Origin of the sequence: Sphingobacterium lactis, from assembly GCF_011046555.1 — a bacterium.
GTDB lineage: Bacteria > Bacteroidota > Bacteroidia > Sphingobacteriales > Sphingobacteriaceae > Sphingobacterium > Sphingobacterium lactis.
Map to the genome: position 1 here is coordinate 198,518 of NZ_CP049246.1, position 26,098 is coordinate 224,615.

23 protein-coding genes are annotated in these 26,098 nt (G+C 44.9%); 15 read left to right on the plus strand and 8 right to left on the minus strand.

Annotation, left to right across the window (positions count from 1 at the left end; genetic code table 11):
• Nucleotides 1–29: 29 nt before the first annotated feature.
• The 3 genes from G6N79_RS00915 to G6N79_RS00925 are packed head-to-tail and all read left to right on the plus strand — an operon-like array spanning nucleotide 30 to nucleotide 2,420.
• Nucleotides 30–980, plus strand: a complete 951-nt coding sequence (locus tag G6N79_RS00915) for a M20/M25/M40 family metallo-hydrolase (protein ID WP_103904738.1) — start codon at nucleotides 30–32, stop codon at nucleotides 978–980.
• Nucleotides 968–1,891, plus strand: a complete 924-nt coding sequence (locus G6N79_RS00920) for an SDR family oxidoreductase (RefSeq protein WP_103904739.1) — start codon at nucleotides 968–970, stop codon at nucleotides 1,889–1,891. Before G6N79_RS00915 ends, G6N79_RS00920 begins: the two co-directional genes overlap by 13 nt.
• A 1-nt stretch (nucleotide 1,892) precedes the next feature.
• Nucleotides 1,893–2,420 (plus strand): acyl-CoA thioesterase, encoded by a 528-nt coding sequence (locus tag G6N79_RS00925; protein WP_103904740.1) that lies wholly within the window; start codon nucleotides 1,893–1,895, stop codon nucleotides 2,418–2,420.
• Nucleotides 2,421–2,549: 129 nt separating this feature from the next.
• Here the strand turns inward: G6N79_RS00925 and G6N79_RS00930 are convergent, their stop codons facing one another.
• From G6N79_RS00930 to G6N79_RS00955, 6 genes are all read right to left on the minus strand, one after another.
• Entirely contained in the window at nucleotides 2,550–5,756 is a 3,207-nt protein-coding gene (locus G6N79_RS00930; protein WP_103904741.1) for a sensor histidine kinase, read from the minus strand.
• Between the two features lie 9 nt (nucleotides 5,757–5,765).
• Complete coding sequence (locus G6N79_RS00935) at nucleotides 5,766–6,500, minus strand: LytR/AlgR family response regulator transcription factor (protein ID WP_103904742.1); 735 nt, start codon at nucleotides 6,498–6,500, stop codon at nucleotides 5,766–5,768.
• Nucleotides 6,501–6,669: 169 nt separating this feature from the next.
• Nucleotides 6,670–7,077: an EVE domain-containing protein gene (locus G6N79_RS00940; RefSeq protein ID WP_103904743.1), complete on the minus strand. Its 408-nt coding sequence runs from the start codon at nucleotides 7,075–7,077 to the stop codon at nucleotides 6,670–6,672.
• Between the two features lie 43 nt (nucleotides 7,078–7,120).
• Nucleotides 7,121–7,471: a gliding motility protein GldC gene (gene gldC, locus G6N79_RS00945; protein ID WP_103904744.1), complete on the minus strand. Its 351-nt coding sequence runs from the start codon at nucleotides 7,469–7,471 to the stop codon at nucleotides 7,121–7,123.
• 2 nt (nucleotides 7,472–7,473) lie between these two features.
• Nucleotides 7,474–7,716 carry a hypothetical protein gene (locus G6N79_RS00950; RefSeq protein ID WP_103904745.1) on the minus strand — a complete coding sequence of 81 codons (243 nt, stop codon included), beginning with the start codon at nucleotides 7,714–7,716 and terminating at the stop codon, nucleotides 7,474–7,476.
• Nucleotides 7,713–9,044: a DEAD/DEAH box helicase gene (locus G6N79_RS00955; protein WP_103905059.1), complete on the minus strand. Its 1,332-nt coding sequence runs from the start codon at nucleotides 9,042–9,044 to the stop codon at nucleotides 7,713–7,715. Before G6N79_RS00955 ends, G6N79_RS00950 begins: the two co-directional genes overlap by 4 nt.
• A 111-nt stretch (nucleotides 9,045–9,155) precedes the next feature.
• Here G6N79_RS00955 and G6N79_RS00960 point away from each other — a divergent pair, with 111 nt between their 5' ends.
• Nucleotides 9,156–11,294 carry a S46 family peptidase gene (locus G6N79_RS00960; RefSeq protein ID WP_103904746.1) on the plus strand — a complete coding sequence of 713 codons (2,139 nt, stop codon included), beginning with the start codon at nucleotides 9,156–9,158 and terminating at the stop codon, nucleotides 11,292–11,294.
• A gap of 127 nt (nucleotides 11,295–11,421) precedes the next feature.
• Entirely contained in the window at nucleotides 11,422–11,604 is a 183-nt protein-coding gene (locus G6N79_RS00965; protein ID WP_103904747.1) for a histone H1, read from the plus strand.
• 269 nt (nucleotides 11,605–11,873) lie between these two features.
• On the opposite strand, the gene G6N79_RS00970 is transcribed toward G6N79_RS00965, so the two are convergent.
• Nucleotides 11,874–12,659, minus strand: coding sequence for a GLPGLI family protein (locus G6N79_RS00970; RefSeq protein ID WP_160003592.1), 786 nt, complete (start codon nucleotides 12,657–12,659; stop codon nucleotides 11,874–11,876).
• An 8-nt stretch (nucleotides 12,660–12,667) separates the two neighbouring features.
• Nucleotides 12,668–15,454, minus strand: a complete 2,787-nt coding sequence (locus tag G6N79_RS00975; protein WP_103904749.1) for an outer membrane beta-barrel protein — start codon at nucleotides 15,452–15,454, stop codon at nucleotides 12,668–12,670.
• A 219-nt stretch (nucleotides 15,455–15,673) separates the two neighbouring features.
• Here G6N79_RS00975 and G6N79_RS00980 point away from each other — a divergent pair, with 219 nt between their 5' ends.
• From G6N79_RS00980 to G6N79_RS01025, 10 genes are all read left to right on the plus strand, one after another.
• Nucleotides 15,674–17,044 (plus strand): dipeptidase, encoded by a 1,371-nt coding sequence (locus G6N79_RS00980; RefSeq protein ID WP_103904750.1) that lies wholly within the window; start codon nucleotides 15,674–15,676, stop codon nucleotides 17,042–17,044.
• A gap of 71 nt (nucleotides 17,045–17,115) precedes the next feature.
• The gene (locus G6N79_RS00985; RefSeq protein ID WP_103904751.1) at nucleotides 17,116–17,865 is read left to right on the plus strand and encodes a lysophospholipid acyltransferase family protein; all 750 of its coding nucleotides are present in this window, start codon (nucleotides 17,116–17,118) and stop codon (nucleotides 17,863–17,865) included.
• A 124-nt stretch (nucleotides 17,866–17,989) separates the two neighbouring features.
• Complete coding sequence (locus G6N79_RS00990; protein ID WP_002996718.1) at nucleotides 17,990–18,211, plus strand: DUF2795 domain-containing protein; 222 nt, start codon at nucleotides 17,990–17,992, stop codon at nucleotides 18,209–18,211.
• A gap of 170 nt (nucleotides 18,212–18,381) precedes the next feature.
• On the plus strand, nucleotides 18,382–18,846 hold the full coding sequence (locus tag G6N79_RS00995; RefSeq protein ID WP_103904752.1) for a hypothetical protein: 465 nt from the start codon (nucleotides 18,382–18,384) through the stop codon (nucleotides 18,844–18,846).
• 203 nt (nucleotides 18,847–19,049) lie between these two features.
• On the plus strand, nucleotides 19,050–20,039 hold the full coding sequence (gene trpD, locus G6N79_RS01000) for an anthranilate phosphoribosyltransferase (RefSeq protein ID WP_103904753.1): 990 nt from the start codon (nucleotides 19,050–19,052) through the stop codon (nucleotides 20,037–20,039).
• Complete coding sequence (locus tag G6N79_RS01005) at nucleotides 20,032–20,673, plus strand: phosphoribosylanthranilate isomerase (protein ID WP_103904754.1); 642 nt, start codon at nucleotides 20,032–20,034, stop codon at nucleotides 20,671–20,673. The genes trpD and G6N79_RS01005 overlap by 8 nt, the downstream gene beginning before the upstream one ends.
• Complete coding sequence (gene trpB / locus G6N79_RS01010) at nucleotides 20,651–21,835, plus strand: tryptophan synthase subunit beta (protein ID WP_103904755.1); 1,185 nt, start codon at nucleotides 20,651–20,653, stop codon at nucleotides 21,833–21,835. Before G6N79_RS01005 ends, trpB begins: the two co-directional genes overlap by 23 nt.
• A 4-nt stretch (nucleotides 21,836–21,839) precedes the next feature.
• A complete protein-coding gene (gene trpA / locus G6N79_RS01015) occupies nucleotides 21,840–22,598 on the plus strand; it encodes a tryptophan synthase subunit alpha (RefSeq protein WP_103904756.1) in 759 nt (252 codons plus the stop codon).
• Between the two features lie 318 nt (nucleotides 22,599–22,916).
• On the plus strand, nucleotides 22,917–23,366 hold the full coding sequence (locus tag G6N79_RS01020; RefSeq protein WP_146060558.1) for an HYC_CC_PP family protein: 450 nt from the start codon (nucleotides 22,917–22,919) through the stop codon (nucleotides 23,364–23,366).
• A gap of 59 nt (nucleotides 23,367–23,425) precedes the next feature.
• Complete coding sequence (locus tag G6N79_RS01025) at nucleotides 23,426–26,086, plus strand: TonB-dependent receptor domain-containing protein (protein ID WP_103904758.1); 2,661 nt, start codon at nucleotides 23,426–23,428, stop codon at nucleotides 26,084–26,086.
• Nucleotides 26,087–26,098 lie beyond the last annotated feature (12 nt).

Below are 26,098 nucleotides of genomic sequence, written 5' to 3' on the forward strand. Positions count from 1 at the left end.
CAATCCTGCTTGATTCCGTATATTTGGGCATGAAAAACTTCCGAATTGTGTTTTCTGTGGTCCTGAGCCTGCTCTGTCTGGCAGGGGGACACACGACCCAAGCGCAGGTCAATCCGCAAAACCTCCAAAAACATATCGACTACCTTTCGACCGACAGGATGAAGGGCCGTGAAACGGGGCAAAAAGGTTCCAAAAAGGCAGCTTCCTATATCGAGAAATATTTCAAGAAATATAATCTGCAACCGAAGGGCGAGAAAGGCTATCGGCAGGAATTTATGGCGCAAGTGCGCCGTGGAAAAGCTACCGGACAACAGCGCAAATCGGAAAATATCATCGGTTTCCTAGATAATAAGGCTCCATATACCATTGTGGTGGGTGCACATTACGATCATTTGGGACTGGGGGATATCGGCGGCTCGCGCGATTCCCTGGGCGTCGGAAAGATCCATAATGGTGCCGACGACAATGCCTCGGGCGTGGCCGGGCTATTGGAATTGGCCAGACATTATGCAACAAACTCCGTTCAGGAAAGCTATAACATGCTATTCATCGGTTTCGGAGCCGAAGAATTGGGATTGGTCGGATCCAAATACTTCACCGAGCACCCAACCATTCCGCTGGATTCCGTGCAATGGATGCTGAACATGGATATGATCGGCCGTTACAGCCCGGAAAACGGATTGGCGATAATCGGCTATGGTACGAGCTCGGCCTTTCCGAAGATATTCGAAGGGCTCAGCAGCAGCATTACCTTTAACCTGAGCAAAGATGGCAATGGCGGTTCAGATCAAACTTCTTTCTACAAGAAGAATATCCCCGTGCTGTTCTTCCATACCGGTGGCCACGATGATTACCACAAGCCTACCGATGATGCCGATAAAATTGATTACAAAGCCATGGAGGCCATCTTGAATCTGGAGATTCAGGTGATCGACAATTCCATGAAACAACCTAAAATGGACTTCCAATGGACAAACTAAGCACACGTATCCTGCTGACGGGCTCCAATGGATTCCTGGGGCAGAAGTTAACGGATCACTTAACGGAGCGCAAGGACGTGGAGCTTTGTTGCACCTCACAATCTGCCAACAGAAACCCGAACACTTCGGGATATACATTCGTGGAGTTGGATCTGCGGGATGGCAAGCAATTGGAGAAATTAATCCATTACTTCAAGCCTACCCACATTATCCATACGGCGGCATTGACCAGTGTAGAAATATGCGAACAGGACCCCGAGGGGTGTAAAGCCCTGAACGTGGATGTGGTGGCGCATTTGGCAAACATTTGTCGTGAAGACGACATCCACCTCACCTTCCTATCGACAGATTTCGTTTTTGACGGCCAGAATGGCCCCTATGACGAACGTGCAGCGACCAACCCGTGCAATGCCTATGGGCAGAGCAAATTGGACGCTGAACGCGCCATATTGGCTTCAGGTTGTCGGGCAGCGATTCTTCGCACCATCTTGGTATATGGGATAATCGCTGACCGCGGACGTTCGAACTTGGTCCTTTGGGCAAAGGGGAAACTCGAGGCCGGCGAACCGATCAATGTCGTTTCCGACCAATGGCGGATGCCAACCTTTGTGGATGATCTGGCGAATGCCTGTATTTTAGCGGTAGAACGAAACGCAGAAGGCGTATTCCACATCTCTTCGGACCAGATGCTCACCATACAGGAAGCAGTGGAACAGGTCGCTGATTATTGGCAACTCGACAAAACTCTCATATCATCGATTACAGCAAAAGAAATTGGACAGGACAAAAACCGTCCGCAAAAAACAGGGTTTATCCTAGATAAAGCAAAACAGGAATTGGGCTATCAACCCACGCCTTTTCAGGCATCCTTGAGCGCTATTGATCAACAACTAAAATTATTCAGAAAATAACATGCAAGAAAAATACGCAAGAGAATCCTATACGGAGATGAACGAATTGGTGCTTCCCAACGATACAAATACTTTTGGCAACCTGATGGGTGGCCGACTGCTGTATTGGATGGACATCTGCTCGGCAATGGCCGCACAGAAACATTGTAACAACCAGGTCGTGACCGTATCAGTTGATAATGTATCTTTTAAGCGATCCATTAAGTTGGGCGAAGTGGTTACGATCGAAGCACAGGTCACCCGCGCCTTTAATACATCGGTAGAGGTTCGGATGGAAATCTTCGCACAGAACCTTCCACAGGGCACCAAGGTTAAGTCCAACGAGGCGTACTACACCTTTGTTTCCATCGATGAAGAAAATCGCCCAAAACCGATACCCAAATTGATCCCGGAAACCGATAAGGAAAAGACCTTATTCGATGAAGCATTGCAACGCCGCGAAATGCGCTTGTTGCTCGCGGGAAAATTGAAACCTGAAGATGCGGACGGCATCAAAAACCTGATCCAGGTGTTTCAACATAAAGATTAACCGAAGTTTTATAACAACTGGAATAGGACATACTGACAATGCTGATGCACGTAAAGTGTGGAAAAAGCATGCGATTTCGGTTATCAATGATCCCATCGCTGATTCCACAGGATCTGCATCAGCAACAGCCTATCCCATTCCCGGTCCAACTTCCAGAGGCAGGCGCAGGTAAACCTTGGTGGTGAAACCCGGTCGCATCTCCCCGACATTGATTTCCAGGCATGCCGAATCCGGCTTCCACGCCTGGTTGATGATCATGATCCGTTCCTGTACGCCCTTAATCCCAAAGGAGTTGGATTTAAATCCCCGTTTTCCTTTCCCCTCGCTCTTCTCGAAACCTATGCCATTATCCCAAATCGTGATATGGACGGCATAATCCGCAACCTGGATATCCACAAGGACGTTACCCTGGTCTGGATGCTTATTCCGAATACCGTGATGTACCGCATTTTCAACCAATGGCTGAATCAGCATGGATGGAATGGAATAGCCCTCCATATTCAGGGCACGATCGTATTGGATTTCGAAATCAAATCCTTGATTAAACCGCTCCCGTTCCAACTCCAAATACAGGGACAACAACTGGATTTCGGACCGTAAGCTAACCATGGCGTACTGCGAATTCTCCAGTACAATCCGGCTCAGCGTTGCGAATTTCTGAATCAGCTGACTGGCATTGTGGCTATCGTTTTCCACAACATATGCTTCGATGGAATTCAGGACATTGAAGATAAAATGAGGGTTCATCTGCGATCGAATAGCCTTGAGTTCGCTCTCGTACAGTTTCTGCTTATACTCGGTTTCCAATTTTTCCTGCCGATCGCGCTCCATAGCTGCCGCCTGTTCCTGAATCGTCTGCACTTTAACGGCCAGATCGGCTTCCAGCTTGGTATTATAATCGACCTGCAACTGGTGGATGCGCTTATGCTCACGTAATCTATAGCGGTAGAACAAACTAATCAAGAGCACCAGAAGCCCCACCATCAGCAGCTTAAACCACAACGTCGCATACCAATACCGGTCCAAATGCACGCCTACGGTAGCCACTGCCGGAGACCAATTGCCCAACGCATCGCCTACACGAACCTTGAAGGTATAGTGCCCACCTTCCAGATTGTTGTAATATGCGGCCTGCTCATCCGACCCCAAGATCCAATCCATATCCTGACCTTCCAGCATATAGGCAAACCGCAGCCCTTCCCGATTTACTTGCGCTGGCAGTCCATATGCAAAACTTATGTTGTTTTCCCCAGCTTTCAGGTCAATTTCCGAACCATATAACCGGTAACTTTCATCGTTATGGTCCAACTGAAACCGACTGATTTTCGGCTGCAATCCTCGAATTTGATTTCTGAAAAGATCTGGCAACATCCCCACGAGCAATCCCTTATCTGTGCACCAAATCAATTGATTCCCGTCAATCAGGTAACCATAGGACTTATAGGTCGAATTGGGATAGCTTCCATCACCCGCTTTGAGATGAACGAATTGCTTATGTTCTGGATGAAAAATCATAGTGCCATCCAACGCCTTGATCCACAACTGCTGTTGTTGGTCTGCCCCAATCCATGTGGGGTAGAGATACGGCGCAGCGGATAGATCCCTATAGTGTCTAAAGGAATATCCTTGGGGTGTCTTAACAATTTCCCCAATGCCCGAAGCACCACTGCCATACCAGAACCTTTTTTTAGCATCCAGGAAAAAAGATAGCACGGTGTTGGATTGAAGGTTATCGGAACCCTGCGTTGTATGCGTATACTGCGTAAAAGTAGGATGCAGCTTGTTGTCCATCTTCACCAATCCATACCCGTCCATACCCAACCAAATTGTCCCATCGCCATCTTTTCCGATGGAGATTACCTTATGGTCGGGCAGCCCCTCCCGCGGGCCGAACAGCCGGATAGTCTTTTTGGTAAGATCGTACCTGTAAATTCCCGAATTCCAAGCGCCAATCCACAGGTAATTGTAGCCAGCAATGCTGTCCTGCAGCACCACATTGCAATCCGCCCTGCGGAAATGCTGGCTATCGCCTTTGATGGGCAAGGGAATGAGTTGTTTTGCCGTATGGGTATAGGAATACACTCCTTGGTCATATGTAGAAAAATATAGGGCATCCTGAGTAGCATTCCAATTGCTAACGGCAATTCCTTGCAGTGAAGTAGCGGATAGACGGTTCTTCAAGTCCGGGCTCATCCTACCGAAGGAGTTTTCCGTCCTGTACCAGATCGCATTGTGCCATTGCAGCAGTTGCAGGATTGGTTTTTCGGATTTTTTCGGTGGAATCAACTGGTTGATTCGGTTCCGGTGGCTGGAATAAAAAAACAGGCCAGACTCGGTACCCACCCAAAAGCCGGAATCGACGGCACAAAGCGCATGGACGCGTGACGACTTTGGCAAATCAGGCATCAGGTCATCCCACCGGATATGCGTTTTTATTTTTGTACGGGGGTCAAACCGCCATAGGCCATTGGACACATGCCCCAATACGAGCGCTTGCTCCGATGGCACATAACACATCGTCGTGATAAAGTTGTCGTAATAGTTTTGATTAGTAGACCAATCCAAAAGTCGGGTCTGCAGGTCCTGAAAAGTATAGTTGGCCGATATCAGATCGTAATCATAATATCCGGCAAAGAAATGATCTGAGCCGAATACAAACCCTGCCACGCCATTTTCGCCATCATTTTGGAGGTCGATCTGCTGGTAGGTTCCATCCTTGGGACTGTACCGAATGAGGCCATGGTAGCGGGTTCCTAGCCAAATCGAACCATCGGAGTGTTCCTCAATGCGGTAAATACTCACCTGTTTCGGACCTTTGATTCCTTTAAAGGGAAGTTGCCGAATAATATCCGTTTCAGGATCCAGTACTTGGAGGTCTGTCTCCTGGCCGGAAAAGTAGACCAAGCCCGTTCGGGAAACCATCACATCATACAGATTGGTCTTGGTCAATCCACTGGCGGCAATCTTCGCTGCATACACCTTGATTTCCTGATCGAGCGGAAGGCTTCGATCATAACAGAGCAATCCTCGGGTATTGGTGGTGATCCAGATCCTATTTTTCGAATCGATTGCCATATTTCCCAGATAATTCGTGGACAAATCTGGATTTGACCGTAACTGCACGTGGTGGAACCGCTTTCCATCAAAATAAGATAATCCGCGCTTGCTGGTTATCCAGATCATGCCACTGCTGTCCTGAACCAGGTCTGCGATGACATTGCTGCTCAAGCCATCTTTCTCTGTAAAGTGCAGGAAGGTATAGCTCCGTTCCTGAGCCGATAGCCGTATTTGTGAACAGCATAGCATAAGAATCAGGCAGTAGCAGATGTATTTCATAGGGTGACGCTAAGGGGTGAACAATCGTTCCAACACTTGTTTTTTCTTTGTCGGCGACACCTCGATTTCTGCTCCATCCACGAGTTCCAATGTCCCGCCCTCCCCTTTTTTATATTTCACGACATAATCGAGGTTCACGATGGCACTGCGGTTGACACGCAGCATCTGGCTGTTTTCCAGCAACTGTTCAAATTCCTTGAGGGTTTTTGAAACAATGATTTTATGGAGGTTATTCAGGTAGAATACGCTGTAATTGCTCATGGCTTCGATGCGGAGGATATCATCTCTCTTGACGAGATGAATGCCCTCAGCAGTAGGGAGAGCAATGCGTCCTTGACCGATGCGCATCTCGCCGGCATCCACCTTGCGGAGACGCTCCTTCATGGCGACGCGTTTCTGAAGCTTGAGCATGGCCTCCTTCAGTTCCTGTTGGTTCACCGGTTTTAATAAATAATCCAACGCATTGGCTTTCAGCGCATCCAACGTATAGATGTTGTAGGCTGTTACGAAGATGACTTCAAAATCAAATTCCCCCAAGCGCTCCAGAAAATCAAACCCATTGAGATAAGGCATCTCGACATCCAGAAAGAGCACGTCTATTTTGAGATCAGGGAGTGCCTTTAAGGCTTCCTGTGGGTCATTGAAAATAGCCTCCACGAGCAAGTCTTCAGCAAACTCCTGAAGCTTATGCTGCAATAGGCCACTTCCACGAACCTCATCATCTAAAATTACCGCCTTGATCATGGGATAAATAATTGGTTAATGCTGCTGATTTATACTTAAAGTTATTACACTTTCTTTAAAAAAACCACAACAAACGAGCAAAACCATTCGAATGGGCCATGAAATATCGTTTTGAATGAGCAAAAAAAAACTCCCTAGGAAGTAGGGAGTTTCTATCAATATAAAATGCTTATGAATTTCCGAGTTCTACGATACGGTCGAATTCTTCTTGCTTCAGTGGCATCACCGAAAGTCGGCCTTGACGCACCAAGGCAATATCCTGCAGCAAGGGATCCGCTTTGATGGTTTCTAGGGTTACCGGTTGCTTAAAGGTTTCCACTGGAGCTAGGTCCACCACGACCCAGCGTTCATCTTCGGTTGTTGGATCTTGATAGAATTCCTTCACCACTTTTGCCATGCCCACCACTTCCTTGCCTTCATTACTGTGGTAGTAGAGCACCAGGTCGTTTTTCTTCATGGCCTTCAGGTTGTTGCGCGCCTGATAGTTCCGCACTCCATCCCAAAAAGTCTCGCCGTCCTTGTTAAACTGATCCCAGCTGTACTTGAACGGTTCCGATTTTACCAAAAAATAGTTCATGTTCTGCTTTTAGTTCGGGCATCTGCCCGAGGTTTCCATTCGATTAATTCTGTTGTTCCATGATTTCCATCTTATCGGCATAGTGCGCGCAATAATCACGTAGGTCGCCGATAATTTTCTCAGCCATCGGATCACCACCTGCAGAACGCAGGAAGGAGTCGCCCAAGGTCTGTAGAGTTTCATAGAAGAAACGCTTCATTTCATCGTATGGCATATCCTTGGTCCACAAATCAATGCGCATGGAGTTCTTGTACTGGGCATCCCATAGGGCTAAGAACATCGCCTTTGCCGGTAGCTCATCTGATTGTTGTCCATCCGTTGAACTCCATTGGATGGTTTCCGGAACGTTGTTATCATCTAACTCCACCTGGAGTTTAATCTCTGCTTTCTTCATATCTAAAACTGTGCTTTTATTAAAATTGAAAGAATTCCCACCACCAACAGGAATCCAAGCTCCACCATCCATAGCCTTTGCATATTCTTGAACCATATCCTAAACAGGATATCCACAAAAATAAAGACTAGGGACAGGAGCAATACCCACACCCAGGAGAATAGAGGTTCCTGATCGGACATGTATTCCGACATCACCCATACGATGATACAGGCCAGTGCGATATTCAGTGGTGTTAATTTCATCGTTTCTTGGACGGCTTACCAGTGGTTTTCTTCGCCGGCTTGCCCTTTCCACGTGTTGCTTTTTTGCTGGTATTCGGCTTTGGAGCGTATTTTTTATCATGGAATGCGCCCTTAAAGTCCGGATTATCTTTTTTCTTCTGGTTATCGATCTCACGTGCTATCGCCTGCTTCTCATCGAATGGAGTCTTCTCGATGAAGACATCCGCAGGAAGTTCCACCACAGGAATGCTCTGTCGGATGAGCTTCTCGATCTTCTTGACGAAATACTCCTCGGCCGGATTACAGAAGGTAATGGCATCACCTGTCTGGAATGCGCGACCGGTACGTCCAATTCTGTGAACATAGTCTTCAATGACGATAGGCACATCAAAATTGATCACATGGCTCACCTGGGTCACGTCCAATCCGCGCGCGGCCACATCGGTTGCCACCAAGATCCGTACATTCCCTTCCTTAAAGGCATTGATGGAATTGATTCGCGTATTCTGCCCCTTATTGGCATGGATTACCCGCACATCATCGGCGCCATATTTCCGCTCCAGGAACGAATACACGTTATCCGCCACGGATTTTGTCTTGCAAAAAACGATAACGCGGCTGAAACTTTCATCATCCTTGAAGAAATGTTGCAATAAATTGATTTTGGTGCGCAGGTTGGGCACATGGTATAGCGTCTGGGTGACTGTTTGCGCAGGCGTGGCCTGTTCGGTCACCTCAATCACTGTAGGGAAAGCTAGAAAGTCGCCTGCGATCTTGCGCACCAATTCACTCATGGTAGCTGAGAACAACAGGTTCTGGCGCTTCCGCGGAACAATCTCCAGAATCCGGTGGATTTTCCCGATAAAACCCATATCCATCATCTTATCCGCCTCATCGAGCACCAAGAACTTCAGACTTTTTACATTGATCTCCCCTTCCAGGTAAAGGTCCAGAAAACGACCGGGCGTTGCGACGATAATATCGCACCCCTTCGCCAATTGTTCCTTTTGGGTTTTTGGGCCTAAACCGCCGTACAGCAATACGGTACGTAGGTCTAGGTATGTGGAGAACAAGCGGATATGCTCTTCGATCTGCATGGCCAATTCCCGGGTCGGACTTAAGATAAGTGCCCGAGGATCATGTCCTTGCGCATAGGAAAGTTTCATGAGCATCGGCAGCACAAAGGCTGCTGTTTTTCCGGTTCCGGTCTGTGCAATACCCATGATATCCTGACCTGCCAGGATCGGTGTGATCGCCTTTTGCTGAATCTCCGTAGGGACTGTGTATCCCGCTTCGGCGATCGCATTTTGGATCTGTTTGTTTAGTTTAAAGTCTTCGAATGACGCCATCTTGGCAAAGATAATCAAAACCAATCATATGCAGGGACCTTGATTTCCTGACAAATCATTTTGATTTGCGCTCAATTTCAAGCAAATTTGTTTTTCAATAAAAACGTTGATATGAAAAAACTAGTATTATTATGCGTACTGGCATTGGTCAGTACTTTCTCGTTTGCAGACGAGGGCATGTGGTTCCTGATGCACCTGAAGCGTCTGAACGAAGCCGACATGCAGAAAAAAGGATTGAAGCTTACAGCTGAAGAAATCTATAGCATCAACAACTCGAGTTTAAAGGACGCGATCGTTCAATTTAACGGTGGCTGTACAGCAGAGATTGTTTCCGGAAGCGGTTTGGTTTTCACGAACCACCACTGTGGATACGGTGCCATCGCAGAACTCTCCACACCTGAGCACGATTATCTAACAAACGGATTCTGGGCGAAGAACCATGGGGAAGAATTAAAGCCGAAATCTCTTTTCGTGCGCTTCTTCGTACGTATGGATGATGTTTCCAAACGTATCCTGGGCTTGGTCAACGACAAGATGACCGAGAAAGAGCGTGAGAAAATCATCAACCAAGAGATCGCGAAAATCCAAGCGGAGAATAGCGAAAACGGTAAATATGTAGTTTCTGTTCGTCCTTTCTACAATGGTAATGAATATTACTACTTCGTTTACCAGGACTACACCGACGTACGTTTGGTAGGAACGCCTCCAAGCAGCATTGGTAAATTCGGTGGGGATACGGACAACTGGGAATGGCCGCGCCACACCGGTGACTTCTCAATCTTCCGTGTATACGGAGATAAGGACGGTAACCCGGCAGAATATTCAAAAGACAATGTGCCATTGAAACCGAAGCATTTCTTGCCGGTAAGCATCAAGGGCATCAAAGAAGGTGACTTCTCCATGATCTTGGGTTACCCAGGTCGTACAAACCGTTGGATGAACGCTGGTGGTATTGACCAGAACGTGAACTATGCTTATCCAGCATGGGTTGAAGCATCAAAAGTTGGTATGGATGCCATGAAAAAACACATGGATAAAGACCAAGCGGTAAAATTGAACTATGCTTCCAAATACTCGGGCGTGGCCAACTACTGGAAGAACAGACAAGGGATGATCGATGCGTTGAAGAAACACAGAACTGCTGCTGCAAAGGGTAAGCAGGAAAAGAAATTCAACAAATGGGCGAATAAAGCTGCTAACAAAGCCGAATACGGCGATGTGATCTCGACCATCAACAACTACTACACCCAAACCAATGAGAAGGCAAGACACGACAATTACCTGATGGGCATGTTACGTTCTTCTACATTTGCAGCACTTCCATATTCATTGGGCGCCGGTCTGAAGCAATATGCGCAAGCAAATGAAGCCAAACGCAAGGAGATGGCTCCTCGCTTGGAAGCCTTTATCAATGACAATTACGAAAAAGCGTACATGCCATTGGAAATCGATGTATTAGCAGATGAATTGAATCTATATGCGGCTAAAGGCGGCAATATTGCTGGTTATGTACGCCAAATGGCAGACAAAAACGCTGGGAACTTCCAAGCGGATATCCAATCGGCATTCAACAGCAGCATTTTCGGTTCTAAGGAAAAATTAACAGCTTTCTTGGCAAACCCAACAGAACAGGCTGTAGATAACGATCCGCTTTACAAATTATCCTCTGCGTTGATGGATAAATATCGTGAGACTTCACCAGAGGCTGAAAAATTGAACAATGACTTCCAAGCAGCTTCCCGCAAGTACATTGCTGGGGTATTGAAAATGGATCCTAACGGCAAATACTACCCGGATGCCAACTCCACCCTACGCTTGACTTACGGTACAATCAGAGCCTTACCGAAGGATAAAAGAAACGATGCGAAGGTAAATAATTACACCACTCTGAAAGGTACGATTGCGAAGTACAAACCAGGTGATGAGGAGTTTGATCTTCCAAAACGTTTAATGGAACTCTATGAAAATAAGGACTATGGACGTTATGCAGACAAAGATGGCTACCTTCCAGTGAACTTCTTGAGCGATCAGGACATTACAGGTGGTAACTCGGGTTCTCCTGTTCTAAATGCAAATGGCGAATTAATTGGCTTGGCTTTTGATGGAAACATTGAAGCAATGGCTGGAGACGTGATTTTCGACCCTAAATTGCAGCGTACCATTTCGGTGGATATCCGATACGTTCTTTTCATCATCGATAAATTTGCAGGTGCTACAAACATCATTGACGAGCTTAAAATTGTAGAGTAATTGCCATATAAACGGCGTTTACGACACAAAAAAAGATTTTAAAATTCGCTTTGTTTGTATTCAATTTGTATATTTATGATATCTTAGAGAATTAATTAAGAAAAACTAAAATTATATTAATTAAAAAATGGAAAACTACACTAAATTAAAAGAGCTAGTAGCTTCAATCGAAGCAGATGCAGAAAAATTCTTCAACAACGGTAACTCCGCTGCAGGAACTCGCGTTCGTAAAGGCTTACAAGAAATCAAAACTTTGGCGCAAGACATTCGTAACGAAGTAACTGCAAAGAAAAACGACGTAAAGAAATAATTCTTTTACGTTTAACGTATAAAAGCCCGATTCACTTGAATCGGGCTTTTTTGTTTCAGTTAAGCAGGTGTGCAGCTGAAGAATCACACCGATACTGGTTCCTACTGACCACAAGTGATACATTAGGCACATTTGGCAAGCTGGGCATCGCTGAGGAGAAGGCTACAGATCGGACAAAGATTAAGTGAAATAGGCGTTACAGGCCAACAAAAAAGGGCCAGTTTTCACTGACCCCTTTATACGCATGTATTACTTAATAATTATGGACGTTATAGGAACATCGCGGCAATGATCAGGTTAAACTGCTTATCGCTCATCCACTGGCCTAGGATCTCTTTCATCCGATCACGGGTCTGCTTGCGTGTTGTGGTATCCGCTTTCTTCTTGAAGATATTGGCATTCGGTGTTGCCGCTGTCATCTCTACCTTCGTAGCATAGATGTTGAAGTGCTGCTCCGGTACCACTAAGCCAAGGATCATCCCGGGAAGGCCGTGTAAGGTACTCGGACTTGCCGAAGTAGGGATTTGGTCGGTATAGAAGGCCACCACATAAACGGAATCCAAGGTTACTCCATTGGCTCTGCGGCAATCATAACCCGCAATATTGCGATACTCATTGGTAATCTTCCATTTTACATTCGTCAGGGAATCCTTAATGTTAATCTGCGATCCGCCAATTTCCATGGTCATCAGGGATTCGTCCTTGCCTATGTTCTGGTAAATTTTCGATCCGTAATCCAGCAGTCCCATGCGAAGCAAATTGGCGATCATCTGCGGTTGCTCTTTTTCCACCGGTTCCACACTGACCTCCTGATCACTGAAGCTAACCTTCTTGGTCAGCACAGCTGTTTCTGGGACTTTGGTCATCATTTCCTCAAAGTACTTCTTGGAGAAATCCCCATCCTTTAACGATTGGATATGGCGACGCATCAGGTTCTTGACGTGAACCGTTTTGTCGTAGGTAATCACGCCCTGCTGCGGAAAGAAAGTGTATTGTGCGGAGGCCATGCCCAAGCTCAACACCAAAAAGAATATAGTCGATATAAATAGTTTCATTTTCATAATTATTGTGCTCCTTTCATAGATGTGAATTCCCAAGTTAATTTCAACATGTAATACCTGGAGATGTTGTTGTATCGGGTTTGCGTAATGGCACTGCCCGATTGTGACCGGCTAAAGCCTACATTCTGATTGAACACATCGTTCACATAGAATTCCGCAACCAAGCTTTCATTTTTAAGGAATTTCTTGGAAATACCCGGTGAGAATTTCAACATGCTGAAATCCGTAGGTAAGGATTGTGTTGCTGCCTCATAGTTATATTCCAAACGTCCTGTCAACTGAATTTTCTTCGGTAAATAATACGTATATCCGCCGTAGGTATTGAAGGTGAAACCGTCAGAATTCAGATCTGTATTCAACGAGTTGTTCAATACTCTATAGCCTGGGGTAAAGGTTACATAGAAATCAAACCCTTTGGTCGCATCCCTACGGAAACCGATATCGGCACCCATGGCGTAGTTTGTATTTCTGTTCTCCTGGAACTCGCCATCGATAGCACCATTGGATAAATCTTTCACACGGTTATAATAGTTGGAAATATTACCGTTCAATCCTATATCCATTTTAATCTGTCTTTTCTTGATCAGATCGAATTGATAACCGCCGTATAAGTATCCAGTGGTCATCTGCTTATCCAAGTTCACATAATAAAGCTCACGTCGAAGCCCAGGCAGGATAACCACATCCGTTTGAATGGCATCCTTTGTTTGGGTAATGTTCAAACCACTGTACATCCCTTTACCTTTCATCATGTCAAAAAAGTAATAGTTCAGACCAAAGTTATTGGACACTGAAGGCTTCAGGTTTTCATTACCGAAATACAGGTTCAATGGATCCTCGTTCTGTTTCAACGGTTGGATTTGCAATAACGTAGGCAATGAATTGGACCTGTTGTACTGCAAATTAATGGATTTCGCTTTCGAGAAGTTATAACGGAACCGAGCACGCGGGTTATACGTCAGGTAATCGCGCTGTCTTTCCGTGGTTTCCAAATTATCCTTCATGAACATATCGTCATGGCGCACATTGTTCGTTAGATTGAACTCGAATTTTTCCGTTTTGTAATTGAAGGCTAAGTTTGCCGCATTCCTTACGGTATTGAAGTTAAAGTCATTACTGAACTCACGGTCAAAATCTGTATAATTACCTGCTGCATCCTTGTTAAAGGAACTGTTGATTGAATGAGCACGTGAATTTGTGAATTCATAACCGATAGACATATTGATTTTCTTGCTCAGGGGCTCAGTATACGTTGCTGAAGCCATAACCGCGTCGGAGTTGTTTGAATTATCTTTGAATTGGTCAACAATTGAGGTTGAATCCTTGGTAAAATCCGTTAGGCGGGAATTCAATAGCATATCGCCGTTGGTTTTTCCATAGTTACCGGTCAACTTTAACGTGATAGACCTTCCTTCTTTCTTAAATTTACGCGTCAGGTTGGCATCCACATTGAAATTCTCTTTGGTAGAGTTAATACTTTGCGAACGCTCATTATCCGACTCGCGAATATCATTCCGGAAGCTTTCTCCGGTTCTATAGGTTTCATTTTCATTCTGAACGCGCGATGCCGCCATTCGTACGGTCAATGCGGTTAGGGAATCCACCGCAACATCATACTTCGCATTTAAACGATGGCCGGTACTTTTGGAGTTGTCTGTCGTTACGGTATTGTTGGACAATAAACCGCTTTCCAATGGAGATTGTGAAATTTGCTCCGTCCGAATTTCATTTTCTGCTTGTCCGAACTTGTAATTTAGATTCAGCTTATGCTTTTTCTCGTTCCAAGCATCCATAAAGGAGGCCCCTGCTGTAATGGCGCGCGGCTGCCCTCTACGCGTATTGCTCAAGAAACCACTTCCGCCGGTGACCATCATTCCGCCATCTTCCGTTATGGTTACATTTCCATTATCAATGCCGAATTTCTCAGCTTCACGCCAATCGAGATCCGTTGTGCCGTCATTCGACGTTATGCCATAAGCTGAAATCTTTTGTGCTCCCTTAAATTTATTGATAGCAGCCTTTCCGAGATAATAACCCGTGTTATCATCCAAACCACCACCACCGGTCAGTGTACCGAACATACCATTCTTGGCATCCTCCTTTAACTTTACGTTGATGGTCTGTATCCGTTGCCCATCATCAACACCAGTTCGTTCCGCTTCCTCAGATTTTTTCTCAAAGACCTGCACCTTGTCCACCATATCCGAGCGGATATTCCGTGTGACCAATTTGGGATCATCACCGAAGAACTCCTCCCCATCGACCAATACTTTGGTCACTTCCTTACCCTGTGCTGTAATCTTTCCGGAGGCATCTACCGTAATACCCGGCAAAACCTTCAGAAGATCTTCCACTTTAGCATTCTTTTCCGTTACGAAACTCGACGCATCATATTCTACGGTATCCCCTTTTATGACCACCGGTATTTTACCCGTGATCAGGATTTCATCGATCAAGTTGGCTGCACTCTGCAGTTTAATTTCCCCAAAGTCCTTAGACCCTGTTCCCTTTGCGACCTGATCGTAAAAGTCACCGAATTTCGGATAACTGATGATCAACAGGTAATCCTCAGCATCGGGATTGTTCAGGGTGAACTTACCGTCGGCATTGGCACGTGTAAAGTCCACCAAGATGGAGTCCTTCGCAGTGAGTAGCATGGCCGTAGCATTTGTTAGTTTTGTTTTGTCGGTTTCATCCATGACGGTCCCGGTAAGTTTAGATTGGGCCATGGATTGCAGTGTAAATAAACCAAAGAAGAGGCTTAAAATTACATTGGTTAGTAGTTTCATAAAAAAGTTAAAGTTTCAAATCAAATAAAGGCTCCGTAAAATTATCACTCAATTGTGAAATATCTGTTAAATATTTATGTTTTAACAGATATTTAACTTAAAATTTTAATTCAACACGGCTAAAATTCCTTTGTGATATTGGATAAGTCGTATGGCGAAAAGATTTGTTACAGCTTTTATAAAAATATATTTCATTACCTTTGCAAAAACCCTTTTGAAATGCAAAAAATCAAAGACTATGTAGAAGCAAACAAAGATCGCTTCTTGGAAGAATTATTTGAATTATTGCGCTTTCCTTCTGTAAGTGCTGACCCACAGTTCAAAGAAGGCGTACTCAATACAGCGGAATTCGTTGCACAGAAATTGAAAGATGCTGGCGCTGACAACGTAGAAATCTGCCCTACTGCTGGATACCCGATTGTTTATGGTGAGAAAATCTTCGACCCTAGCTTACCTACGGTATTGGTTTATGGCCATTACGATGTGCAACCTGCAGATCCTATTGAGCTATGGGACACCCCTCCATTTGAACCAACTGTTCGTGATGGAAAGATCTATGCCCGTGGATCCGCTGATGACAAAGGACAGTTCTATATGCATGTTAAGGCATTTGAATATATGGTCAAGGAAAAAGAACTTGCCTGCAACGTTAAATTTATGATCGAAGGTGAAGAAGAAGTCGGTTCCGCCAACTTGGGCATCTTCGTTGCTGCGAATAAAGAACGTTTGAAAGCTGATGTGATCGTTATTTCCGATACGTCCATGATCTCTTTGGAGAACCCATCCCTGGAAACAGGTCTTCGTGGATTATCATATGTTGAAGTAGAAGTTACAGGTCCAAACCGCGACTTGCACTCAGGTGTATATGGTGGTGCTGTGGCCAACCCAGCAACGATCCTTTCCAAAATGATTGCTTCCCTACATGATGAGAACAACCACATCACGATCCCAGGATTCTATGACGATGTTTTGGAATTGACTCCGGAAGAACGCAAAGCGTTGAATGAAGCACCGTTCGATGTGGAAGAATATGAAAAAGATTTAGGTATTACCGAGGTGTGGGGCGAAAAAGGCTTCACGACTATTGAACGTACAGGTATCCGTCCGACATTGGAGGTAAACGGGATCTGGGGTGGCTATATCGGTGAAGGCGCGAAGACCGTATTGCCGTCAAAAGCATTCGCTAAAATTTCCATGCGTCTGGTTCCAAACCAAAATTCAGAGCGTATCACCAAATTATTCCAAGATCACTTTGAGAAAATTGCACCAAAATCCGTTAAAGTGGAAGTTAAACCCCACCACGGTGGTGAACCGGTAGTAACACCTACGGACAGCATCGCTTACAAAGCAGCTGAAAAAGCATTGGAAGAAACATTCAAGAAGAAACCAATTCCTACGCGCGGTGGTGGATCTATTCCAATCGTAGCCTTATTTGAAAAAGAATTGGGCATCAAGACCGTATTGCTTGGATTTGGCTTGGATTCAGATAATCTGCATTCGCCAAATGAGAAATATGGCATCGAAAACTACCTGAAAGGTATCGAGACGATCCCATTGTTCCATAAGTATTATGCTGAGTTAAGTAAATAAAAAAATAAAAAGCTTCACCGTTGTGAAGCTTTTTATTTTTTATATCTTCGAGCTTGATGCACGATTAAACAATGCCATTATTTTTAAAGAAGACCCACAGAATCCTTTATTTTATAGCTGTACTTTTTTTCTTTAGCTTAAGTTTTCCTGCATTGTATTTTCTGGCGAAAAACCCGCAACGGAATTATGCATCCATAGTCTGGTTTCGCAAATGGATCAGCATCCTAAGTGTGCATTTGGTCGGTATCCGATTCCGTGTCACGTATGAGGAACCCATAGATTGGTCCAAACCCTATATCCTTTGCCCCAACCATACGTCCATATTGGATATTACAGCCTTGACGTATATCTGTCCGCAACAGTTTTCCTTTGTCGGCAAGATCGAACTCCTCAATAACCCTGTTACCCGGATATTTTTCAAGTCCATTGATATTCCCGTAAAAAGGGAGAGCAGGATGTCGGCCTATAAAGCCTTCAAGAGAGCAGGAGATCTGTTAAAGGAAGGGAAATCCGTGGTTATCTTTCCCGAAGGAAAGATCGATGATGAATTTCCACCGATCCTCCATAAATTCAAACCTGGTGCATTCCGCATGGCGCAGGAAAACAACATTCAGATCATTCCCATTGTAATCCAGAATGCATGGGATATCATGTGGGATGATGGCGGTCGTTTTGGATCGAAGCCCGGAGTGATCGACATCACTGTCCTAAAACCTATGGACTGTACGCCGACCGAAGGAAGGGATTTCGATTCCATTGAGCTGGAAGTTTATGAAAAAATGAATCAAGTCTGGCTAAAACAAAGAGAAATTACACAATAACAAGCATTTTATATCATTGTAAATCTGACAATTACATATTTTAACAAAGAATTAAACACAAATAACTTGCATTAGTTAAATTAAATATTACTTTTGCGAAAATGTATAACTTAATTAAAGAGATATGTATTGGACACTTGAATTAGCTTCACACTTGGAAGACGCTCCATGGCCAGCAACAAAAGATGAATTAATTGATTACGCTATTCGTTCAGGAGCACCCGTAGAAGTGATTGAAAATCTTCAGGCGTTGGAAGACGATGGTGAACCTTACGAAAACATCGAGGAGATCTGGCCAGATTATCCGACAAAAGATGATTTCTTTTTCAACGAAGACGAGTATTAAAAATCACAATAGAAAAGCGCCTGATTTCTGGCGCTTTTTTGTTTTCTCGACCTGAACCTATGGAAATCCCCAAGCAACTTCGCTTCAGGGGTATGTAGCCTTTATTTTTGGCACAGTCTTTAATCCTTTTATTTGTAAACCAGTCCATAGTTGGTAATTAAGCAAATTGAATGAAAAATTATCTATTCTATCTATTCTTGATGGTAAGTCCCCTGATCAGTTTCAGTCAGGAAAACCGAGAAAATACCTATCGACATGCAGATGGCCTAACCACCGTGCAAGACTTTATCGATGATCTTGCCGACTTGGATAAACCCATCGATGTGATCATGAGCCAATGGGTTATTGTGGACCACCCTTCCGATGAATTATACGATTACCTCGAGATCAGCCTGCAGGAAATTCGCTTGAATCTGAGCAGCAAGAATGTCGACCAGATAGTTTTCAAGAATTATCGAGAACTGCCCATTAAAGAAGTACGCGATATCGATATTGAAGATCAAGACATCAACAACATGTTCTTTCTCTATTACAAGCAACGCTTGGTGACCAGCTTATATGTGGAGGGGGATAAGATCCGTTCCTTTACCTTGGTTTCCAAGGGCGATAACATGGCTCATTTTGTGACATATTAGCAAAAAATCATTTTTTTAAGGTAATTCTTGCAATTCTCAGAAACATCCTTGATATTTGTTGCACTAACGATGAAAACAATTCAGTTCAATACAGCTTGGTGGTGGCACAACAATTAACGTTGTGGCAGACACCTATTGGTTGAATTAAAGAACTTAAAAATAGTGGGCTTGCCTTGTTGGCAAGCCCTTTTTTATTACATGATATGAAAGAAATTCTAGCACATCTCTTTGAATATAAATCCTTTACGAGAAAGGAAGCTTACGATATCTTAACAAATATTGCCACTGGCAAATACGATACGCATCAGATTGCAGCCTTTATGACGATCTATGGCATGCGCAGCATCCGTGTTGAGGAGCTTGCTGGCTTTCGCGAAGCGATGTATGACCTGTGCAATAAGGTTGATTTTAAAGGATATGACCTCATTGATATGTGCGGTACGGGAGGGGATGGTAAGAACACCTTTAACATCTCCACATTGGCATCATTCGTTGTGGCTGGAGCAGGCTATCATGTTGCCAAACACGGCAATGTGGGTGTTTCCTCCAGCTGTGGCTCTTCCAATGTGATGGAATACCTCGGCTATACATTCACATCGGATAAGGATATCCTACAACGCCAATTGGAAACTGCGAACATCTGTTTTCTCCACGCTCCCCTCTTCCACCCTGCAATGAAGACGGTAGCACCGATCCGCAGGGCATTGGCCGTAAAAACCTTCTTCAACATGCTTGGTCCTTTGACCAATCCTGCAAATCCAAGGTTCCAATGTGTCGGCGTTTTTAGCTTGGAACTTGCCCGATTATATGCCTACCTCTACCAGAATACCGATAAACAGTACAGTATCATTCATGCATTGGATGGTTATGATGAAATTTCCCTAACTGGTGATTTTAAGGTAATCAACAACCAAGGAGAGAATTATTATACGGTGGATGAATTGGGATTCAGCGCCGTAAAACCCGAGGAACTTGCTGGTGGGGATAGCATTGAAGAAGCGGCAAAAACATTCAGGACCATCATTGAAGGACAGGGCAATGATGTGCAGAACAATGTCGTCCTGACCAATGCGGCCTTTGGCATCAAGACATTCCACCCCGAGAAGAGCTTCGCGGATTGTTATTATGAAGCAGAATCGTCTCTCCTCGGTCATAAAGCATTGAACAGCTTCAAAACCTTGATCCATGGCTAAAGAACTCTTGATCAAAGTATGCGGGATGCGCGAGACGGAAAATATCCGCGACCTGGCGAATCTACCCATCGATTATATGGGTCATATCTTTTATGGGAAATCACCCCGATTTGCAGAAAACTTGGCGGTGCAACAGCTGCCCAACTCCATCAAAAGAACGGGTGTATTCGTGAATGCCGATTTCAACAGTATTATGGACCTCGCCAAGAAACATGGGCTGACAACGATACAGCTACATGGCGATGAAAGTCCACTGATAGCACAAGGGCTTAAGGCTCAGGGACTGGAAATCATCAAGGCATTCGGAATAGATGAGCAATTCGATTGGTCCAGATTACAGGGATATGCTGAATTTGTGGATTATTTCCTTTTTGACAGTAAAAGTCCTGCGTATGGTGGCACAGGCCAGTCCTTCAATTGGCAGAAGCTAAAAGAATATCCCCTTTCCAAGCCTTATTTTCTAAGTGGTGGCTTGTCCCTGGACAACCTCAAGGAGGCAATAGCATTCGCCGACGAACGCTTGGTCGGATTGGATCTCAATTCCAAGTTTGAAATCAAACCTGGACTGAAAAATATAGAACAGTTAACAACAGCAGTGAAAATTATACGAAATGAGCAAATATCAAGTCAATAACCAAGGTTACTATGGCCCCTTCGGCGGTGCATACATTCCCGAGATGCTATATCCCAATGTGGAGGAATTGCAGCAACAATATTTGGACATTATACAGAGCGACGCTTTCAAACAGGAGTTTGAGCAATTACTGAAGGATTACGTTGGACGTCCTTCACCATTATACCATGCCAAACGTCTTTCCGAAAAATACAACGCCAAGATATTCTTAAAGCGCGAAGACCTCAACCACACGGGCGCCCATAAGATCAACAATACCATCGGTCAGATTCTTTTGGCGGAGAAATTGGGCAAGAAGCGCATCATTGCTGAAACCGGTGCAGGTCAGCATGGTGTTGCCACAGCAACAGTATGTGCTTTGAAAGGTTTAGAATGTGTGGTCTACATGGGTGAGATCGACATTGAACGGCAGGCGCCGAATGTCGCGCGGATGAAAATGATGGGTGCCACAGTTGTCGCTGCGAAATCAGGCAGCAGGACCTTGAAGGACGCTACGAATGAAGCCCTCCGGGATTGGATCAACAATCCTGTTGATACCCATTATATCATAGGATCCGTTGTGGGCCCTCACCCCTATCCAGATATGGTTGCACGGTTTCAATCGATCATCTCTGAAGAGACGAAGAAACAACTGTTGGAAAAAACGGGGAAAGAAAACCCCGACATTGTGATGGCTTGTGTAGGCGGCGGTTCCAATGCCGCAGGTATGTTCTACCATTTCTTGGATGATGAAGAGGTGCAATTGATCGCTGTGGAAGCTGCCGGACATGGTGTGGACAGCGGAGAAACTGCTGCGACGACGGTTCTGGGAAAAGAAGGTGTCCTTCACGGCTCCAGATCAATCTTAATGCAGACTGAGGACGGCCAGGTGATCGAACCGTATTCCATTTCCGCAGGATTGGATTACCCCGGAATAGGTCCACAGCATGCTTGGCTGTTCAAATCGGCACGTGGAACCTATGTGAGTGCTACGGATGATGAAGCCATGCAGGCGGGATTGCTGCTCACGAAACTGGAAGGCATCATTCCCGCAATTGAAAGCTCACATGCGCTGGCTCATCTGGAAAAGATGAACTTCAAGGGGGATGAAACTGTTGTTATCTGTCTCTCTGGACGTGGTGATAAGGATTTGGACAACTACATGAAATATTTTGGATTCTAAGAAGATGAACATTACAAAACAAGCAAACGGATTGCTATCGATATATTTTACCGCTGGGTACCCCAGCTTGGACAGTACAGTTGATATCGCCGAAGCGTTAGAAAAGGCTGGTGCGGATTTCCTGGAGATTGGATTTCCCTATTCAGATCCTGTCGCCGACGGACCGACCATCCAGCACAGCTCGGAAGTTGCCCTGAAGAATGGCATGACGCTAAATCAACTATTTGAACAATTGAAGGATCTGCGTAAGGGCGTATCCATTCCGGTTTACCTGATGGGTTATGTCAATCCCGTTATCCAATTCGGCGTGGAGAACTTCTGTAAAGCGTGCCGGGAAGTAGGCATTACGGGAACCATCATTCCGGACTTACCCATGTACGAATATGAGGAGCTCTACAAGGATATTTTCTTGGAAAATAAGGTAAGCAATGTTTTCTTGGTTACTCCACAGACTTCACCGGAACGGATTCGTAAGATCGACTCCCTTTCCACAAGTTTCATTTATCTGCTGTCCTCGAACGCAACAACCGGAACACAGCTCCATGTAAAAGATCAATCGGAAGCATACTTCAAGCGGATCAAGGACATGGATTTAAATAACCCAATCGTCATCGGTTTCGGAATCCATAACCACGACACCTTTGATAAAGCGACGCAATACGCCAATGGTGCCATCGTCGGTACGGCATTCGTCAAACTCCTGGCAGAGGCGAATTACCTGCAAAAGATACCAGCGTTTATTTCCTCCATCAAGGGGAAATAACATCAAACATATCGAAAAAAAGGGATGCCGAACGATCGGCATCCCTTTTCCTTTTTTTAGAACCTATCGTTCGTGATCAGTTGACCCTATCAACGATTTTGTTGAATAAGATAACGACCATTGCTGCCGCAAAGGCTAAGATAAAAAGCCCTAAATACAGCAATCCGGGATGTGCAGCTAGATTGTCCATAATTTGAAACGGTTTATTAGTATTAGTTATGTGATTTCGAATATAAATAGTGTTCGATAGAATATCAAGAAAAAATTACGGTATTTTATCCACATGTTCGCGATATCTTTGCTATGTTTGTAACATCCATGAGAAAAATTGTAGCCATATGTTTACTATTGATCTATTCTGTTTGCAGTACAGGGGCTACGATCTATATGCATCATTGTGGAAAAAGCACCAGCATCTCCGTTTTGGATGTCAACAAAGTATCTCATGACTCCTGTCCGCTCTGTTCGGCACTGCATGACGAGCATGAACATACGGACAACGATATTTCCCATGAGTTCTGTGCCACAGACGATTGCAAGGATGTCAAGGTGGACCTGGACCTCCAATCTGAGGCGGATCAGCTGCACTCCAAAATCATGGCCGGGAAGTTTTTCGACTTCACTCCAGCTATCGTTCTCCTACCATGGATCCTGACAAACTTTGACTACCTCTTCGATGTCGACCATCAGGAGATTATACCACAGAAACCTGCACTATATGCGGAAAACCATGCCGTATATATATTGAATTGCACCTTCCGAATCTGATTTTATTCTTGATTTCAAAATCTTATTAGACTTTTTTGATTCATTAATAAAATTACTTCATGAACATTTTTAGATATTTAATCTTATTTATATGCATTTCCATGGGCCAGCATGTCATGGCTCAAAACACATTAACAACTGCAGAATTTGAGGTGGCAGGTAACTGCGCCATGTGTAAAAACCGTATTGAAAAAGCAGGCAAAGATGCCGGTGCAACTACCATTGTGTGGAGCCAGAACAGCCATTTAGCTACGGTAACCTATGATGTAACCAAAACTTCTATCGAGAACATTAAAAAAGGAATCGCCAAGGTCGGCCATGATACAGATGGTTTCCGAGCAGACGATGCGGTCTATAAGGAACTCCATGAGTGTTGCCTTTACGACCGCCTGACAGATACGGCTACTGCAACGGCACACGACGACCATGAAGACCACGCTGGACATGACCATGAAGGTCATGATCATGCTGCACACGATGACGATGGCGGACACAGTCACGACCATGACCATGAGGTAACAGGCGTGGTTGTGAACGAAAGCGACAAAGGTGAATTGACACCCATTACAGATGTCACCATCTATTGGATGGACAACCCGAGTAAAAAGGTAAAAACCAATGAGAACGGTGTTTTCAAGATTATGCACCAGAAGCCGTACCGCAACTTGGTGGTATCACATGCAGGCATGAAAAGCGACACGCTGGAAGTCAAGAATCTGCACGAAGTATTGGTGATCCAGGCCAAGAACAATGCCCTGCAGGAAATTGTGGTATCCAAGCGATTGAAAACAAATTACATTTCCAAATTAACACCAAACCGTGTTGAAACGATTACGGCGAAAGAGCTCTTTAAGGCTGCCTGTTGTGACCTGAGCGAAAGCTTCTCGACAAATGCCTCAGTGGATGTGGTGAGTTCGGACGCGGTTACCGGAAGCAAACAGATCCAAATGTTGGGCTTGGCTGGAATCTATACGCAGATGACGGTAGAAGGGATTCCAGGGCCGCGTGGTTTTGCAGCGCCCCTTGGACTGAACAGCATTGCCGGAACATGGATCGAAGCCATCAACATCAGTAAGGGCATCGGGACGGTGGCCAATGGTTTTGAGAACATGGCCGGACAGATCAATGTCGAGCTGAAGAAACCACACAATAGCGAAAAGCTGTATTTCAATGCCTATGCAAATAACATGGGAAGAACGGATATCAACTTGAACCTTTCCCATCATATCAATGAAAAATGGTCCGTTGGGCTTTTGTTGCATGACAACTTCATGTACAATAAAAAGATGAACTTCAGCGACAATGGTTACCGTGACATTCCTGTCGGTAATCTCTTCTCCGGAGTTAACAGATGGCATTATGAAAACGGCAAAGGGATCATCGCCCAATTCGGCGTTAAATTCCTGCATGATGACCGCATTGGCGGGCAGATCGATTTTAACGAAGACACGGATAAATTCACGACCAACACTTATGGTTTAGGATTCAAAAACCAGCGCATTGAAGGATTTGGTAAATTGGGCTATGTATTCCCAACCAACAAGCACCGCAGTATTGGTCTCCAATTATCAGCGAGCCAATATAAACAGGAGAGCTTTTTCGGGCAAACAGCGTATGATAATGAGCAAAACTCCTTCTACGCAAACCTATTGTTTCAGGATATCCTGGGCTCGGTTGCACACAAATACAAAGTTGGGGCTTCCCTACAGTATGACAAATACGATGAGGACCTGAACCGATACAACAGCGCCAGTGATTTTGCCTATAACTTCGGCAGAAAGGAAGCAGTTACTGGTGTTTTCGCGGAATACACCTTCAGCCCTAGCGAGAAGTTTGATGCTGTTTTGGGTATCCGCCAAGATTACAACAACCTGTATGGCTGGTTTACCACGCCACGAGCGGTACTGCGCTACGAACCGATCATGGGAACCACTTTCCGGGTCAGTTCAGGCCGCGGACAGCGGACGGCAAATATCTTTGCTGAAAACCTAGGTATCTTTGCTTCCAGCAGATCCATCAAGGATTTAGGCATGTTGGTGACCGGAGCTGATGCGTATGGATTAAAACCTGAGGTTTCTTGGAATACAGGTCTTACTTTCGACCAGAGCTTTCAATTGTTCGGTCGTGAATCGGGAGTTTCCGTAGAAGTGTTCCACAACAGCTTCCAAAATCAGGTTGTTGTTGACTTTGAAAATCCAAGAGAGGTATCATTCTACAATCTGGATGGCAAATCTTTCTCGAACAGCTTACAGGCGGAATTCCGGTTCATGCCCTTGGAGCATTTCGAGGCAAGGATGGCTTACCGTATGTTGGACGTAAAAACAGATTACACCTCCGGAAGGTTACAGAAGCCATTAACGGCCAAGCACCGTGGATTTATGAACCTAGCCTATAACCTGCACTCCGGATGGAGCTTTGATTATACCTTAAATGTGGTCGGTGATAAACGATTGCCGAATACGAGCAGTAATCCTGTGGAATATCAATTGGCAGATCGCTCCGATGCATACGTGACCATGAATGCACAGGTCACTCGAACGTTCGGAAAGAACAAGAACTTTGCCGTTTACATCGGTGGAGAAAACCTTAGCAATTACTACCAAAAGGATCCAATCTTGGCATTCGACCAGCCTTTTGGCAGCCATTTCGATACCAATATGCTTTGGGGACCGCTTACCGGTAGGATGTTCTACACCGGTATTCGATACCATATCAAATAATTGCCATTGCAT

Excerpts from the sequence above, each read along its gene's own strand:
- G6N79_RS00915 (WP_103904738.1), top strand. The coding sequence starts at position 30 with ATGAAAAACTTCCGAATTGTGTTTTCTGTGGTCCTGAGCCTGCTCTGT.
- G6N79_RS00920 (WP_103904739.1), top strand. The coding sequence starts at position 968 with ATGGACAAACTAAGCACACGTATCCTGCTGACGGGCTCCAATGGATTC.
- G6N79_RS00925 (WP_103904740.1), top strand. The coding sequence starts at position 1,893 with ATGCAAGAAAAATACGCAAGAGAATCCTATACGGAGATGAACGAATTG.
- G6N79_RS00930 (WP_103904741.1), bottom strand. The coding sequence starts at position 5,756 with ATGAAATACATCTGCTACTGCCTGATTCTTATGCTATGCTGTTCACAA.
- G6N79_RS00935 (WP_103904742.1), bottom strand. The coding sequence starts at position 6,500 with ATGATCAAGGCGGTAATTTTAGATGATGAGGTTCGTGGAAGTGGCCTA.
- G6N79_RS00940 (WP_103904743.1), bottom strand. The coding sequence starts at position 7,077 with ATGAACTATTTTTTGGTAAAATCGGAACCGTTCAAGTACAGCTGGGAT.
- gldC (WP_103904744.1), bottom strand. The coding sequence starts at position 7,471 with ATGAAGAAAGCAGAGATTAAACTCCAGGTGGAGTTAGATGATAACAAC.
- G6N79_RS00950 (WP_103904745.1), bottom strand. The coding sequence starts at position 7,716 with ATGAAATTAACACCACTGAATATCGCACTGGCCTGTATCATCGTATGG.
- G6N79_RS00955 (WP_103905059.1), bottom strand. The coding sequence starts at position 9,044 with ATGGCGTCATTCGAAGACTTTAAACTAAACAAACAGATCCAAAATGCG.
- G6N79_RS00960 (WP_103904746.1), top strand. The coding sequence starts at position 9,156 with ATGAAAAAACTAGTATTATTATGCGTACTGGCATTGGTCAGTACTTTC.
- G6N79_RS00965 (WP_103904747.1), top strand. The coding sequence starts at position 11,422 with ATGGAAAACTACACTAAATTAAAAGAGCTAGTAGCTTCAATCGAAGCA.
- G6N79_RS00970 (WP_160003592.1), bottom strand. The coding sequence starts at position 12,659 with ATGAAACTATTTATATCGACTATATTCTTTTTGGTGTTGAGCTTGGGC.
- G6N79_RS00975 (WP_103904749.1), bottom strand. The coding sequence starts at position 15,454 with ATGAAACTACTAACCAATGTAATTTTAAGCCTCTTCTTTGGTTTATTT.
- G6N79_RS00980 (WP_103904750.1), top strand. The coding sequence starts at position 15,674 with ATGCAAAAAATCAAAGACTATGTAGAAGCAAACAAAGATCGCTTCTTG.
- G6N79_RS00985 (WP_103904751.1), top strand. The coding sequence starts at position 17,116 with ATGCCATTATTTTTAAAGAAGACCCACAGAATCCTTTATTTTATAGCT.
- G6N79_RS00990 (WP_002996718.1), top strand. The coding sequence starts at position 17,990 with ATGTATTGGACACTTGAATTAGCTTCACACTTGGAAGACGCTCCATGG.
- G6N79_RS00995 (WP_103904752.1), top strand. The coding sequence starts at position 18,382 with ATGAAAAATTATCTATTCTATCTATTCTTGATGGTAAGTCCCCTGATC.
- trpD (WP_103904753.1), top strand. The coding sequence starts at position 19,050 with ATGAAAGAAATTCTAGCACATCTCTTTGAATATAAATCCTTTACGAGA.
- G6N79_RS01005 (WP_103904754.1), top strand. The coding sequence starts at position 20,032 with ATGGCTAAAGAACTCTTGATCAAAGTATGCGGGATGCGCGAGACGGAA.
- trpB (WP_103904755.1), top strand. The coding sequence starts at position 20,651 with ATGAGCAAATATCAAGTCAATAACCAAGGTTACTATGGCCCCTTCGGC.
- trpA (WP_103904756.1), top strand. The coding sequence starts at position 21,840 with ATGAACATTACAAAACAAGCAAACGGATTGCTATCGATATATTTTACC.
- G6N79_RS01020 (WP_146060558.1), top strand. The coding sequence starts at position 22,917 with ATGAGAAAAATTGTAGCCATATGTTTACTATTGATCTATTCTGTTTGC.
- G6N79_RS01025 (WP_103904758.1), top strand. The coding sequence starts at position 23,426 with ATGAACATTTTTAGATATTTAATCTTATTTATATGCATTTCCATGGGC.